The sequence below is a fragment of the Flavobacterium sp. genome (assembly GCF_044339515.1).
In the GTDB taxonomy this organism is placed as follows: Bacteria; Bacteroidota; Bacteroidia; order Flavobacteriales; family Flavobacteriaceae; genus Flavobacterium.
Genome location: NZ_JBIIVK010000002.1, coordinates 1 through 13,308 on the forward strand (window position 1 = coordinate 1; position 13,308 = coordinate 13,308).

At 35.7% G+C, this 13,308-nt stretch carries 15 protein-coding genes; 11 read left to right on the forward strand and 4 right to left on the reverse strand.

All coding sequences use genetic code 11. The features are described from left to right. The 8 genes from ACIQ0M_RS00610 to ACIQ0M_RS00645 all read left to right on the forward strand — a co-directional run. Nucleotides 1-296: T9SS type A sorting domain-containing protein (locus ACIQ0M_RS00610; RefSeq protein WP_396148671.1), on the forward strand; the 296-nt coding region annotated here is incomplete at its 5' end. A gap of 136 nt (nucleotides 297-432) precedes the next feature. Then, nucleotides 433-2,973 carry a beta strand repeat-containing protein gene (locus ACIQ0M_RS00615; RefSeq protein WP_396148673.1) on the forward strand — a complete coding sequence of 847 codons (2,541 nt, stop codon included), beginning with the start codon at nucleotides 433-435 and terminating at the stop codon, nucleotides 2,971-2,973. A 406-nt stretch (nucleotides 2,974-3,379) separates the two neighbouring features. Continuing rightward, nucleotides 3,380-3,772: a hypothetical protein gene (locus ACIQ0M_RS00620; RefSeq protein ID WP_396148675.1), complete on the forward strand. Its 393-nt coding sequence runs from the start codon at nucleotides 3,380-3,382 to the stop codon at nucleotides 3,770-3,772. An 84-nt stretch (nucleotides 3,773-3,856) separates the two neighbouring features. Continuing rightward, a complete protein-coding gene (locus ACIQ0M_RS00625) occupies nucleotides 3,857-4,483 on the forward strand; it encodes a class I SAM-dependent methyltransferase (protein WP_396148677.1) in 627 nt (208 codons plus the stop codon). A gap of 47 nt (nucleotides 4,484-4,530) precedes the next feature. Continuing rightward, on the forward strand, nucleotides 4,531-4,902 hold the full coding sequence (locus tag ACIQ0M_RS00630) for a VOC family protein (protein ID WP_396148679.1): 372 nt from the start codon (nucleotides 4,531-4,533) through the stop codon (nucleotides 4,900-4,902). Between the two features lie 59 nt (nucleotides 4,903-4,961). Beyond that, complete coding sequence (locus ACIQ0M_RS00635; RefSeq protein WP_396148681.1) at nucleotides 4,962-5,420, forward strand: DUF1569 domain-containing protein; 459 nt, start codon at nucleotides 4,962-4,964, stop codon at nucleotides 5,418-5,420. 33 nt (nucleotides 5,421-5,453) lie between these two features. Next, on the forward strand, nucleotides 5,454-6,263 hold the full coding sequence (locus ACIQ0M_RS00640; protein WP_396148683.1) for an alpha/beta hydrolase: 810 nt from the start codon (nucleotides 5,454-5,456) through the stop codon (nucleotides 6,261-6,263). Between the two features lie 40 nt (nucleotides 6,264-6,303). Next, nucleotides 6,304-6,501 carry a hypothetical protein gene (locus tag ACIQ0M_RS00645; RefSeq protein ID WP_396148685.1) on the forward strand — a complete coding sequence of 66 codons (198 nt, stop codon included), beginning with the start codon at nucleotides 6,304-6,306 and terminating at the stop codon, nucleotides 6,499-6,501. A 26-nt stretch (nucleotides 6,502-6,527) separates the two neighbouring features. On the opposite strand, the gene ACIQ0M_RS00650 is transcribed toward ACIQ0M_RS00645, so the two are convergent. The 4 genes from ACIQ0M_RS00650 to ACIQ0M_RS00665 all read right to left on the reverse strand — a co-directional run bounded on the left by ACIQ0M_RS00650 (nucleotide 6,528) and on the right by ACIQ0M_RS00665 (nucleotide 9,944). Beyond that, complete coding sequence (locus tag ACIQ0M_RS00650; RefSeq protein WP_396148687.1) at nucleotides 6,528-7,841, reverse strand: ABC1 kinase family protein; 1,314 nt, start codon at nucleotides 7,839-7,841, stop codon at nucleotides 6,528-6,530. A gap of 109 nt (nucleotides 7,842-7,950) precedes the next feature. Further along, nucleotides 7,951-8,622 (reverse strand): TetR family transcriptional regulator C-terminal domain-containing protein, encoded by a 672-nt coding sequence (locus ACIQ0M_RS00655; RefSeq protein ID WP_396148689.1) that lies wholly within the window; start codon nucleotides 8,620-8,622, stop codon nucleotides 7,951-7,953. 137 nt (nucleotides 8,623-8,759) lie between these two features. Next, the gene (locus tag ACIQ0M_RS00660; protein ID WP_396148691.1) at nucleotides 8,760-9,455 is read right to left on the reverse strand and encodes an OmpA family protein; all 696 of its coding nucleotides are present in this window, start codon (nucleotides 9,453-9,455) and stop codon (nucleotides 8,760-8,762) included. 18 nt (nucleotides 9,456-9,473) lie between these two features. Continuing rightward, complete coding sequence (locus ACIQ0M_RS00665; RefSeq protein ID WP_396148693.1) at nucleotides 9,474-9,944, reverse strand: hypothetical protein; 471 nt, start codon at nucleotides 9,942-9,944, stop codon at nucleotides 9,474-9,476. A gap of 173 nt (nucleotides 9,945-10,117) precedes the next feature. Here ACIQ0M_RS00665 and htpG point away from each other — a divergent pair, with 173 nt between their 5' ends. The 3 genes from htpG to ACIQ0M_RS00680 all read left to right on the forward strand — a co-directional run bounded on the left by htpG (nucleotide 10,118) and on the right by ACIQ0M_RS00680 (nucleotide 13,274). Then, nucleotides 10,118-12,004: a molecular chaperone HtpG gene (gene htpG, locus ACIQ0M_RS00670; RefSeq protein WP_396148695.1), complete on the forward strand. Its 1,887-nt coding sequence runs from the start codon at nucleotides 10,118-10,120 to the stop codon at nucleotides 12,002-12,004. A 151-nt stretch (nucleotides 12,005-12,155) separates the two neighbouring features. Then, on the forward strand, nucleotides 12,156-12,737 hold the full coding sequence (locus ACIQ0M_RS00675; protein WP_396148697.1) for a hypothetical protein: 582 nt from the start codon (nucleotides 12,156-12,158) through the stop codon (nucleotides 12,735-12,737). 90 nt (nucleotides 12,738-12,827) lie between these two features. Beyond that, complete coding sequence (locus tag ACIQ0M_RS00680; protein WP_396148699.1) at nucleotides 12,828-13,274, forward strand: hypothetical protein; 447 nt, start codon at nucleotides 12,828-12,830, stop codon at nucleotides 13,272-13,274. The last annotated feature ends 34 nt before the right edge of the window (nucleotides 13,275-13,308 follow it).

Consider the following 13,308-nt stretch of genomic DNA (forward strand, 5'->3'; position numbering starts at 1 on the left):
GAGTTGGACGAACAGATGAAGTTACAAGAATGGATGAGGGTGCTTCAAATGAGTTCAAAGCCATTGCTTATCCAAACCCATTTACTTCAAGTTTTGCCATTGATGTGAGAACTTCAAATACTGAAACTGTTAGCTTGACTGTGTATGACATGACAGGAAGACTTTTAGAAGTGAAAGAAGTGAAAGCTCAAGATGCAAGTAACTACCAATTCGGTGATCGTTACCCATCAGGTGTTTACAACGTGATTGTAACACAAGGTGAAGAAACGAGAACCGTACGTGTAGTGAAACAATAAGTTCTAAAAAATAAAGCAAATTAAAAATGCCTCTCTTTACTGAGAGGTATTTTTTAATTTGTATATTTTACGAATTATTCCTTTATCATCAAAAGCAAAAGAGAGCATGTCACGAAAAGTGAAAACAAAAACAGTTATGAAAAACATTAAAATCTTACTCGCTACATTTTTTATTATCTCATCTGTAAACTGTCTTAAGGCACAAGTTGGAATCGGTACAACCGCTCCCGATGCTGCTTTAGACATCACTTCTACCAACGAAGGTTTATTGATTCCCCGAGTAGCATTGGTAAATACAACAACGGTAACCGTTTTAACAGGAACGGCTTCTGAATTGGTTTATAACACCGCCACAACCGGCGATGTAACCCCGGGATTTTATTATCTAAGCTCGGCTACAGGCCCTTGGATAAGATTAGCCACAGGAGGTTCAGGCTGGCAAATTACAGGAAATACCGACATTGTTGACAATGTTAACTTTATGGGAACAGCTGCAGGAAACAATGTAGATGTAGCATTCAGAAGAAATAATGTTGCTGCCGGAAAAATAGCCACAACTAGCACCTCATTTGGTGTGGGAGCATTAACTGCCGGAACAGCCTCCAATAGCACTGCTTTTGGTAATAATGCTTTATTACTTAATACAGGAGCTAATAATGTTGCTGTTGGAAACGCGTCATTAGCTACAAACACTACAGGAATTCAAAACACAGGAGTTGGAAACAGTGCATTAACATTAAACACAGGAAGTGCCAACTCGGCTCTTGGATTTGAAGCATTACGAACAAACTCTAGCGGAAACAACAACACCGGCGTTGGTTTTGAAGCCATGCGGGGAAACACCACAGCAAGTAACAATACCGGAGTTGGTTTTCAAGCCTTACGAAACAATTTAGTAGGATCAGACAACACCGCGTTAGGATTTCAAGCCTTAAATAATAATAGAGCAAGTTTTAATACCGCAGTAGGAACACAAGCATCAACCGCTCTTACAACCGGAGCTTCAAATACTTCGATGGGTTATCAAGCCCATCAAGCTGCTACAACAGGAGCACAAAATGTAGCTATCGGAGAACGTTCACTTGGAAGAAACAACGGAAATCAAAACACCGTAATTGGTTGGGAAGCTATGTTTGGAACTACTTCTGCTGCAAGTAACTCTACCGCTGTTGGATGGCATGCGTTATTTAATAATTCCGGTTCAAGTAATACAGCAATCGGTTGGAATGCCTCACAAGGCAATGCCGGTGCTACAAATAATACAGCCGTTGGTGCAGGAGCTTTGAATGATAACAGCACCGGATCCAGAAACACGGCAATCGGAAGAGATGCCGGTTTTGCCGCCACTTCTTCTGATGGTACATTTGTTGGATTTAATGCTGGTGCCTTTTCAACAGGAACTCAAAATACAGCCGTTGGTGCAAATGCTTTGGATGCTAATTCAGCTACTGCAAGAAGCGTTGCTATTGGATACAACGCACTCACAAACACTACCGGAACAAATAATACCGCTGTTGGACATAGTGCTTTGCAAAACGTGGCGGCCGGATCAGGAAATGTGGGCATTGGCTATCAAGCAGGTTTGGCAGAAGCTGGTTCAAATAAATTATACATTTCCAATTCAAATACAACCCCCGCTACATCGTTGATTTATGGTGAGTTTGCTCCTTCCAGAATTCTGCGAACAAACAGTACTTTTCAAATTGGCGATCCTGCCGGAACAGGTTATCAATTTCCGGTGGCTCGAGGAGCTGATACTCAAATCTTGCAAACCAATGCAACGGGGGTATTATCTTGGGTAAACCCAAGTGCATTGACCGTTACCGAAACCGATCCACAAGTATCCTCTGTTACGGCAAATGCAGTACCGAAATGGAATGGTACTAGCTTAGTAGATGGAATTATCACCGACAATGGCACCAGTGTAACCGTTGCCGGAAATACCACTACTACTACATTACAAATGACAAACGGAGCTACAGCTAATTATATTTTGCAAAGTAATGCAATCGGTAATGCTACTTGGGTAGATCCTGCAACATTGGCAATTACTGAAGCCGATCCACAAGTATCTTCTGTAACGGCAAATGCTGTTCCGAAATGGAATGGTACTAGCTTAGTAGATGGAATTATCACCGACAATGGCACCAGTGTAACCGTTGCCGGAAACACCACTACCACCACTCTACAAATGACGAACGGAGCTACAGCAAATTATATTTTGCAAAGTGATGCTGCCGGAAATGCTTCTTGGGTTCCTTATCCATTGACAACACTTTCTGCTATGCGGATTAGATTGAGTGCCAATCAGGCGTTGGGAACAACAGGATGGGAAAAAATAAATTTTGATACAACGGTTATTGATACAAAATCAGAATTTGCAGGCGGTACATTTACGGCTGCTACTGCCGGAATCTATCAAGTAAATGCCGGATTTCATACAGATAACCAAAGTAATGGCCAATTCTATTCTATTGGTGTGTATGTTAACGGTACATTATATCAAGAAACTACCGGAAACCATTACGGCAATGGTCCTGTACACAGAAACATTAATTGTATGGTGAACTTAGCCGCTGGCGGTACTGTGGAAATTTATGTACAAAACTACCAACCTACTGTAGCCATCGACTCGTTTGCGACTAAAACTTTCTTTGAAGTACAACAAATTAGATAACTACAACTGTTTTACCTGAGAATAGTGTAGCAAAAGTTCATTTTTTGGAAGCCCTTTAAAGTAACTTACTTCCAATTTAGTAAACCCGAAACTGTATGACCATGTGTATGCATGGTCATCGGGTTTATATTTTATCCTCTACCTATTGTTTTTAAAAAAGACGATAAACTCTGTTTAATTTACTGCAATTCATACATTAGTCATACACTATCTATACTTTTGATAGGGCTTTGGTATTTAGGTAAGTCTCCCCGCTCAAAGATGTCTCCATACCTCGCAATAAACCAACCCAACTTATGCAACTATTTTCTATCTTTGAAAGTATTTAATAAACAAATTGTTTATGAGTGTGACACTCAAACCAGAAAAGTGTACTTTATATTATACATAATTTTTAAATTATACCATGGAAAAAATAAAATTAGTTTTAGTGAACTGTTTACTTCTCTTACTATACTCTTGCGGAAGCTCTGAAGATTATCAAGGCAAATGGAAAGCAGTTAACTTAGATGGAGACAAATATGAAATTACTTTTTTGCAAAAAAAAATTACTATAAAAGAGATTTCAGGAAATACAGTTCAACATACTTTTATTCAAACCGGTATGGGTCATCAGGGATCAACTGAAAGAACAATTGACAACTATACTATCTTACTAAACAATGGTGCGAAATACCAAATTTATTTTCCAAAAAATGACGAAACTATAGGCATCATTTTGGATGAAAACGGAGCACCATTATTTACCATAAGCAGAAAGGACTTTTTAAGCTATGATGCCTTTTCAAAGCTAGAATAACCAACGCTAGTGCAAACTTTAGCTCCTGCCCTCCAAACTATTCAACCATTTTCTATCTTTAAAAAGAAAGTAAAACACCAAACAATGGACAAATACAAGGAAACATTTCACACTTGGAACAACATTGCTTCACTATACCAAGACAAGTTTATGGAATTAGACTTGTATAATGATACTTACGATTATATTTGTAAAACAATTGACAAACCCAAAGCCAAACTGTTGGAAATTGGTTGCGGACCAGGCAACATCACGAAATATATTCTGTCAAAAAGACCGGACTTTGACATATTTGGAATTGATATTGCACCCAATATGATAGAACTAGCAAAGCAAAACAACCCAACAGCAGATTTTGCGGTAATGGATAGCCGAGACATTCACACACTTGACACAAACTATGACGGCATTATTGGTGGGTTTTGTATTCCCTATTTGTCGCAAAAGGAGTGCAACGAACTAATTGCTGACACATATAACTTATTAAACGAAAATGGCTTGATTTATTTAAGTTTTGTAGAAGGCGATCCTGAAAAATCTGATTTTAAAGTGGGTAGCGGCGGACGCGTTTATTTTTATTACCACAAATTAGACGACATTTTAGAACAATTGAATCGTTTTCAATTTGGAGAAATAAAAACGTTTAAGGTGAAGTATAAAATTTCGGAAACAAAATTTGATATTCATACCATTGTAATAGCGAAAAAGTAAAAACTAAAATTGTTATATTTGAATAACAAACCAAAATATAAACAATTATGAAACTAGGAGCTTTTTCAATAAGTCTTGCGGTGAAAGACATTCAAAAATCTAAAGAATTTTACGAAAGTTTAGGATTTTCCAGCTTAGGCGGAGATATTAACCAAAAATGGTTAATCCTAAAAAACGGGAACGCCATTATTGGTTTATTTGAAGGAATGTTTGAAAACAATATTATTACTTTTAATCCGGGTTGGGATGAAAATGCTCAAAACCTTGAATCATTTGATGATGTTAGAGCCATTCAGCAACATTTAAAAAGTCACGGCATAACCTTAACCTCTGAAACAGAACCAAATACAAACGGTCCTGCTCATATTACATTAACCGACCCAGACGGGAATAATATCTTGATTGACCAACACCGATAGTTTAGCTAATCATCGTTGTTTCTATTGAATGATTTAGAAAAAAATAAAACTATAATATCATGATAAAAAATATTTTTAGTCAAGAAGTAACCCAACAATTCATTAACCGCATTAATCAACTCACTCCAACCCAGCAACCATTGTGGGGAAAAATGAGTGCCGACCAAATGTTAGCTCACTGCAACGTGGCTTATTCTTATACTTTTGAACCCGAAAAGTTTAAAAAACCCGGTTTTTTAATGGGATTTATGTTGAAGACTTTCGTAAAAAAAATGGTCACGGGAGAAAAACCTTATCCCAAAAACAGTCGAACTTCTCCTGAGTTTGTTGTGGTTGGTTCAAAAGATTTTGAAGCAGAAAAAGTAAAACTCATCAATTATGTTCGCAAATGTCAAGAATTGGGCGAATCGTATTTTGAAGGAAAGGAAAACCACTCGTTTGGAAAAATGACTTCCAAGGAGTGGAATGTTTTATTCTACAAACATTTGGATCATCATTTAATGCAGTTTGGGGTTTAAAAAATACTTTTTTCCTGTATAAAATTATAAACCATGAAAAACCTTTATGCCTTACTAATAGCTTATTTTTTACTACTCGCTTGTCAAAACAATGCTCAACCGCAGGATCCGATTCCAACACACGATTCGTTTACGATAGAATCCAAAATCCTGAATGAAACCCGTACAATTAATGTGTGGACACCACCAAATTATAAAACAAGTAGTGACTCACTCACCGTTTTATATATGCCGGATGGTGGCATCAAAGAAGATTTTCCGCATATCGCCAATACGTTGGCAGAACTTATCGCAAGCAAACGCATCAAACCGGTTATTTTGGTTGGCATTGAAAACACAGTGCGTCGCAGAGACCTTTCCTGTCCAACCGAAGTGGAAGAAGACAAGAAAATTGCACCTGTGATTGGCGGTGCCGAAAAGTTTAGAGAATTTATTACAGTAGAACTTTTTAAAGAAATTGACAAACGTTACCGCACCAAAGCTGAAAAAGGAATCATTGGCGAATCACTTGCTGGACTTTTTATTGTGGAAACACTATTTAACCATCCTGAGATGTTTGATTTTTATATTGCGATGGATCCTTCGTTATGGTGGAATAATCAACAGTTGGTAAAAACTGCAAAAACCAACTTAGCTCAATTTCCTGCCTCACCGAAACAGTTTTGGTTTGCCGGTTCCAATGCGAAAGACATTGCAAAACACACAAAAGAATTAGCGAAAATCCTGACTGAGTTAAATCCTGCTAACTTAAAATGGACGTTTTCTAACGAACCAAAGGAAAAGCATCATACGATTTATCGGGCTACAAAAGAGAAAGCGTTGGTTTGGGCGTTGGGTAATTAATCGGGCAATTAGTCAATCGGAGGAGATTTTTGGTAAATTAGTGTTTCAAAGAAAAAAAATACTAAGTAAATCCATTTTCATCTATTATATCAAAACTATCAAAACCCGATTGAATCAATTTCATCCGTTCAATACGCGTTCCATTCAAAATTACGTTATTTATGAATTTCTAAAAAAAGAACAAGAGCGACAAACTCAAACGTGGAGTGTCGCTCTTGTCAACCTAACCAATAAATAAACAAACTTTATATAAACAACTAAAAATTAGTTGGCAATGTATTTTTCGTAGTCTTTGGTGTTTACTCTTGCTTTTAAATCGTGCAAAAGATTATATAAACCAAAGAACGTTCTGTTAATGTATAAAAAATGTTTTGAACCTCTGTTTCCATTCATTTTTCGCAATTGCGTGTCTTTCGAGAACTCCTCACCCATTTTGGCAATGCTTCCAAAAAATTCTTCATCAGAAAAATCAAAGAAATCGCCATGAAACGGTTGCGTAAACAAACTCAACAATTGATGAAAAAGTTTGGTGAAATACTCAATTTCTTTGGGTGAGTCATCGGTTCGCAATATTTCTAATTCAAATAACTTTTCGTTAAATAATTTTGGGTTTCCAATGATTTCAGGTCGTGCCAATTCAAAATACGGTACATAAAACTCTTCCGGAACTTGTTTGATACAACCAAAATCAATCGCAATTAAATTCGCATTCTCATCAATCAAAAAATTTCCAGGATGCGGATCGGCATGCACTTGTTTCAAGCTGTGCATTTGGAACATATAAAAATCCCATAATGCTTGACCCAACTTATCACCTTTTTCACGGTTTGCATTGTGAGCAGTAAACTCAGACAAATGCTCACCTTCCATCCAATCCATCGTTAAAATTCTCTTCGAAGAAAGTTCTTCATAATATTTCGGAAAACGCAAATTCGGAATCATCGCACATGCTTCAGCTATAAATTTTCCTTGCTTTAGCTCTAAATCATAATCCGTTTCCTCGAGTAATTTATGCTCAACCTCCTTGAAATATTTCTCCGAATCTTTTCCTTGGAGGTTGAACATCTTAATAGCAAAAGGTTTCACTATTGCCAGGTCTGAACTAATACTTTCCGCCACGCCCGGATATTGAATTTTCACAGCAAGATTTTTCCCATCCTTTGCGGCTTTGTGCACCTGACCGATGCTCGCCGCATTAATTGAATCAGGCGTAAACGAATCATATAGTTGTTCAGGATATTTTCCCAAATAATTTTTAAATGTCTTTCTCACCAACGGAGCACTCAACGGCGGCACCGAAAATTGTGCCAGCGAAAACTTTTCTACATACGCTCTCGGCATAATGTTTTTCTCCATACTCAGCATTTGTGCCACTTTCAATGCACTCCCTTTCAGGTTTTTAAGTCCGTCATAGATATCCTCTGCGTTATTCTCGTTCAATTTATCTTTAGTCAAACTCGGATTCACCACTTTTTCACCGTAATAGGCAATGTAGTTTCCTCCTACTTTCAAGCCGGTTTTCACCAATTGTCCCGCACGTTCAATTTTGTTGGTTGGTATTTTGTCTAATGTTTTCATATTTTTTTGGGCGTGTCCACAAGGGCCGGGCTATCCGCTGCAAGTCCTCAATCGTCGTTCCTCCTCTTTCCGGGCTTTCCGCTGCTATCCCTCACGCAAATGAGTGCTGTTAATTAAATTTTTCTTTCCAAACAAATTTTCCCAAATCCAATAAACTATCTAATGGAGTGGTGTCTAACACATCAAAAGTAGCTTTCACTGCTTTTTCAATCATCACATCGGTTTTTTCAAATCCTCTGGAAGTATCATCCAACCAAAATTTCAGAATAAATAAGAACTCTACCCAAGCACCTTCTACATAGAGCGGTTTTGCAATCTTATTGACTTTAAAATCCTCTTCAGAAGTTTGCGTGTTCATCATATCTACGATAAAACTTTTAAAGTGGTTTCGAAAAGTCTTCAATTGTTGCAAATTTTTCAACATATTCTTTTCCTCTTTCAAAGCAAAGACCACATAGCTTCTATTTAATGTCAATATTTCAATCAATGAAAAATACAACGTGAGCAATTTATTTTTGTTGGAATAAGTGTCATAGTTCTCATCCGACTCCACCGTATTTTTTACATTTTCAAAAAATTTCAACCAAATGTCTTGTTTCAAAGCTTCCAACGAACCATAATGAGCATAAAAATCACCTTCGGTAATTTTATTCTCTTGGCAAAACAAGTATACATTCTTCGGTTCGGCATTGTTTTGCAACACCTGATCCATATAAATGCTTATAATTTGATCGTCGGTAATTGGTTTTTTCTTTGTGGTTGCTTTTTTAGTTGTTGTCATTATTGGTATAATTTATTGATGTAAAGATACTACTTTGTTTAACTTTTGTCAAAATTATTTAAACAAAATATTTGTTAAAGTTTTTTCAAAAAAAAAGACCATCAGTAATGATGGCCTTAATTCATTCGAGAAAATGATTAGTTTTTCACTTCTTGTTCAGCTTCTTTAATCATTTTTTGGTTGGCAGTGATGGTAAACTCAACCCTGCGATTTCTGCTTCTTCCTTCTACGGTTTCATTGCTGTCGATGGGATCGTTAGGCCCCATTCCTTTGGTTTTAAACCTTGAAGCATTTAAACCTTTACTAACTAAATAACTTCTCACAGAAGCGGCTCGGTCTTCGGATAGTTTTTGATTAAATTCTAAACGTCCGGTGCTGTCGGTATAACCGTAAATTACGATATCAGTGTCTGCATAGCTTTGAAAAACAGGAATCAACTTATCTAAGTTCGCTTTTGCTGTTGGCGTAAGCACTGATTTAGAAATTTCAAAATTCACCGAGTTTTCACCCAAAATCATTACGATTCCTTCCTCCACCCTATTTACTTCTGCACCTGGTAAAGCTTGTTCTATTTCTCTGGCTTGTTTGTCCATTTTGTTTCCAATTACACCGCCAACAGTGCCTCCTACAACTCCTCCAATTACAGCACCAAGAGCTGTATTTCCACCTTTTCCGATATTATTACCAAGGATTCCACCTATTACAGCTCCGGCAGCCACACCAATTCCGGCACCTCTTTGTGTGTTATTGGTGTTTTTTGCAGCTTCACAACTTGTAAAAAGTGTACCTAATGCAAAAACAGCAACAATACTTATGGATATAATTTTTTTCATCATCTGTTATTTTTAAAATTAATTTGCTTTTTGAAATTGATAAACCACATCTGCCATAGAACCTCCAACAGTAATTCTATCCACTAATTGAAAAGAATTTTCAGTTTGATTCGCTACTTTCAAGACATAACCTTCTTTGACTTTCTTTGCTTTTTCTCCGGCATTCAATACTTTCATAACAAAATTCCCGTCTTTGTTTACAAACCAAGTTATAGGTGAACTAAAAACCGGGCAACTTGCTTTGGTTAGAGCCATTTCACCTTTGTTATTGTTGGAAACAAATTTCCATGTGCTACCTACAAAACACTGTGAATCAGCAATATCAAATGAACTCACTTTGATATACTCTGAGCCGGGATAGGAAACCGACGCAATTATCCAATTTCCCTTCATAGCCACTTCGGCTTTGTTGTCTAATTTTGTTGCCGTATTTGTTTTACAGGACAAAATCAGCACTGATAAAAGACTAATAAAAATTATTTTTTTCATATTACACTAATTTAAAAGTTAGCTCTGCAAAGATAAAACCTATTGATTTGTGATGAGGCGGAATTAACTTCTTTTTTTGTCAAACTTGTTCTACGTCATTTTGTCATATTTTAAGAAATGGTATTGCTTTTGCATAGTGATTTAGCAATAATGTTTAACTTAAAATTCAAAATATGACAACCGGAAAAATTAATGTTTCTGTAGAAAACATCTTTCCTTTAATTAAAAAGTTTTTATACAGTGATCACGAAATTTTTCTTCGTGAATTGGTTTCTAATGCAACCGATGCTACTTTAAAACTAAAACATTTAACTTCAATCGGTGAAGCCAAAGTAGAATATGGCAACCCAAAAATTGAAGTTAAAATTGACAAAGAGAATAAAAAACTACACATCATCGATCAAGGTTTGGGAATGACTGCTGAGGAAGTGGAAAAATACATCAACCAAGTGGCCTTTTCCGGTGCCGAAGAATTTTTAGAAAAATATAAAGATTCTGCCAAAGATTCAGGCATCATCGGACATTTTGGCCTTGGTTTTTATTCGGCTTTTATGGTGGCTTCCAAAGTGGAAATCATTACCAAATCATATAAAGACGAATCGGCTGCTCATTGGACCTGTGATGGGAGTCCTGAATTCACTTTAGTTCCAAGTGATAAAACTGATCGGGGTACAGAAATAATCCTTCACATTGCTGAAGATTCTTTAGAATTTTTAGAAGATTATAAAATCCGTGAATTGTTGAAAAAATACAATAAATTCATGCCGGTGCCAATTAAATTCGGAACTAAAAAAGAAACGCTTCCAAAACCGGAAGATGCTCCTGAAGATTATAAATCGGAAGAAATTGAAGTTGATAACATCATCAACAACCCCACTCCGGCTTGGACAAAAGCTCCAACAGAATTAAAAGATGAAGATTACAAGGAATTTTACCGTGAATTGTACCCAATGCAATTTGAAGATCCGTTGTTCAGCATTCACTTGAACGTGGATTATCCGTTTAATTTGACCGGGATTTTATATTTCCCGAAAATGTCGGCGGATTTACAAATTCAAAAAGATAAAATCCAATTATACCAAAATCAGGTTTATGTAACGGATAATGTAGAAGGAATTGTTCCTGAATTTTTAGTGATGCTTCGCGGTGTAATTGATTCACCGGATATTCCGTTGAATGTTTCGCGTTCGTATTTACAATCGGATGGTAATGTGAAAAAGATTTCCAATTACATTACTCGAAAAGTTGCCGATAAATTGAAATCATTATTCAACGAAAACCGTGAAGATTTTGAACAAAAATGGAATGACATCAAAATCGTGTTGGAATACGGAATGCTTTCTGAACCTAAATTCTATGAAAAAGCAGGCGATTTTGTATTGTATCCAACCGTTGATGATAAATTTTTCACTTTAGCGGAATTAAAAGAAAAACTTGCCGCCAATCAAACGGACAAAAACGGAAAATTGGTGGTTTTATATGCATCCAACAAAGAAGCTCAACACGGATACATCGACATTGCCAAAGAAAAAGGCTATGAAGTGTTGTTGTTAGACAGTCCGATTGTTTCGCATTTGATTCAAAAATTGGAAGCTGATAATGAAAACTTGACGTTTGTTCGTGTCGATTCAGATCACATTGACAAATTGATTCAGAAAGATGACACGCAAATTTCAAAATTATCGGAAGAAGAATCAACCAAATTAAAAACAGTTTTAGAAGAATTGGTTCCAAAAGCAACCTACACCGTTCAGTTGGAAGCCATGGACAGCAATGCCGCACCATTCATGATTACGCAACCGGAATTTATGCGACGCATGAAAGAAATGAGTCAGTCCGGAGGTGGCGGAATGTTTGGTATGGGTAATTTCCCGGAAATGTATAATTTGGTTGTAAATACCAATTCTAATTTAGCTACAACCATCCTTTCCACAGAAGACAAATCGGCTCAAGAGCATTTGGTAAAACAAGCGATGGACTTAGCCAAAATCTCGCAAGGCTTGTTGAAAGGTGAAGAATTGACGGCTTTTGTGAAAAGGAGTTTTGAGATGATTAAATAAAAGTAATTAGTGATTAGTAATTAGTGATTAGTAATTAGTGATTAGTAATTAGTGATTAGTGAATAGTAAAACCTGTGAGTGAAAGCTTGCAGGTTTTTTTATGACAATATTTTAAGATTTTTGACGTATTGTAATGTAAAGTCTTTTTGAAATGAAATATATTTTTGCTTTTTGTTACATTTTATCGACGTCATTTGCTTTTTCTCAGGATGGAATTTCAAGAGTGAGAGAATTTAGTTATGATTTTGATAAAAATAGTTCTTTGGATAAAGCATATTGCACTTTAGAAAAAGGTGAAGAATACACTTCCTTACAAATAACAATTTATTTTTACGATGAAAATGAAATCATTAATGAATGTACTTCAAAAAAAATAATTTTTGAATCAACTAGTGTGGAGAATAATTCAGAGCAATTCTATGTTGCAATTTTTAAGCATGAAGAAGAAGATAATTCAATTGAATTATTTTTTCACCGAAATAAAATTGGCTATTACTTTAGTTTCGTTTATGATAATTATGATTTTGACTTACTTAATTACACTGAAAATGATAAAAATGATTATTTTCGGTACTTTAGACAGATTGATTTTCGAGATAAAAAAATCTACATAAATAAAGTAGATCCTGAATCAAATGAAAATTTAATCTATAATTATCCTTATTTAAAAAATAGCATACCAAAATTATCTGACTTTGAGTTTGACTCAGTTATATGGCCGAGTGTGAAATAGATTTAAAAGTATTGCTTTGTTTTAAAATACTTTAAACTTTGACAAAGGTTTAGAAAATTATTACATTTGAAAACAATTGAATTCAAACAAATGAATCTACTAAAAAAATTAGATCTTCTTTTAGCAGACTTGGGAAATCCGGCTGCCATTAAAAGAAATCATATTGATACAGTTACAGAAAGTAAAATTGAAAATGTAAAAGGCGAAAAAATTGCATCTTCAATTAATGGTGGCATTTGGGCAGAAATCAATGAACTTTCAGAATACAGTTTTCTTGACATTATCATTATTGGCAATAGGAAGATGAAAACATTTGAAGGTTGCGAAATAATCTTTCAAGGTGCCGAAAAAGAGTTAAAACTTATTTCTGATACTAAAGAAATAGAATCAAACTACTCAAATGTTTCCAACCGATTTATAACTGAAATTAGTTTCGACATTACCAACTTGAACATTGATTATATTTTGGATAGAGAAGCGGAAATAGTAACCTTAAAACATAAAAAGGAGGTTGAGATTTTTAAAGTTCTCAAATAATTCTAAACCTTTGTCAAAGTATAAAACTTTGACA

Coding starts and splice junctions, on each gene's coding strand:
- ACIQ0M_RS00640 (WP_396148683.1), top strand. CDS start 5,454: ATGAAAAACCTTTATGCCTTACTAATAGCTTATTTTTTACTACTCGCT.
- ACIQ0M_RS00615 (WP_396148673.1), top strand. CDS start 433: ATGAAAAACATTAAAATCTTACTCGCTACATTTTTTATTATCTCATCT.
- ACIQ0M_RS00630 (WP_396148679.1), top strand. CDS start 4,531: ATGAAACTAGGAGCTTTTTCAATAAGTCTTGCGGTGAAAGACATTCAA.
- ACIQ0M_RS00625 (WP_396148677.1), top strand. CDS start 3,857: ATGGACAAATACAAGGAAACATTTCACACTTGGAACAACATTGCTTCA.
- ACIQ0M_RS00650 (WP_396148687.1), bottom strand. CDS start 7,841: ATGAAAACATTAGACAAAATACCAACCAACAAAATTGAACGTGCGGGA.
- ACIQ0M_RS00655 (WP_396148689.1), bottom strand. CDS start 8,622: ATGACAACAACTAAAAAAGCAACCACAAAGAAAAAACCAATTACCGAC.
- ACIQ0M_RS00680 (WP_396148699.1), top strand. CDS start 12,828: ATGAATCTACTAAAAAAATTAGATCTTCTTTTAGCAGACTTGGGAAAT.
- ACIQ0M_RS00620 (WP_396148675.1), top strand. CDS start 3,380: ATGGAAAAAATAAAATTAGTTTTAGTGAACTGTTTACTTCTCTTACTA.
- ACIQ0M_RS00665 (WP_396148693.1), bottom strand. CDS start 9,944: ATGAAAAAAATAATTTTTATTAGTCTTTTATCAGTGCTGATTTTGTCC.
- htpG (WP_396148695.1), top strand. CDS start 10,118: ATGACAACCGGAAAAATTAATGTTTCTGTAGAAAACATCTTTCCTTTA.
- ACIQ0M_RS00675 (WP_396148697.1), top strand. CDS start 12,156: ATGAAATATATTTTTGCTTTTTGTTACATTTTATCGACGTCATTTGCT.
- ACIQ0M_RS00660 (WP_396148691.1), bottom strand. CDS start 9,455: ATGAAAAAAATTATATCCATAAGTATTGTTGCTGTTTTTGCATTAGGT.
- ACIQ0M_RS00635 (WP_396148681.1), top strand. CDS start 4,962: ATGATAAAAAATATTTTTAGTCAAGAAGTAACCCAACAATTCATTAAC.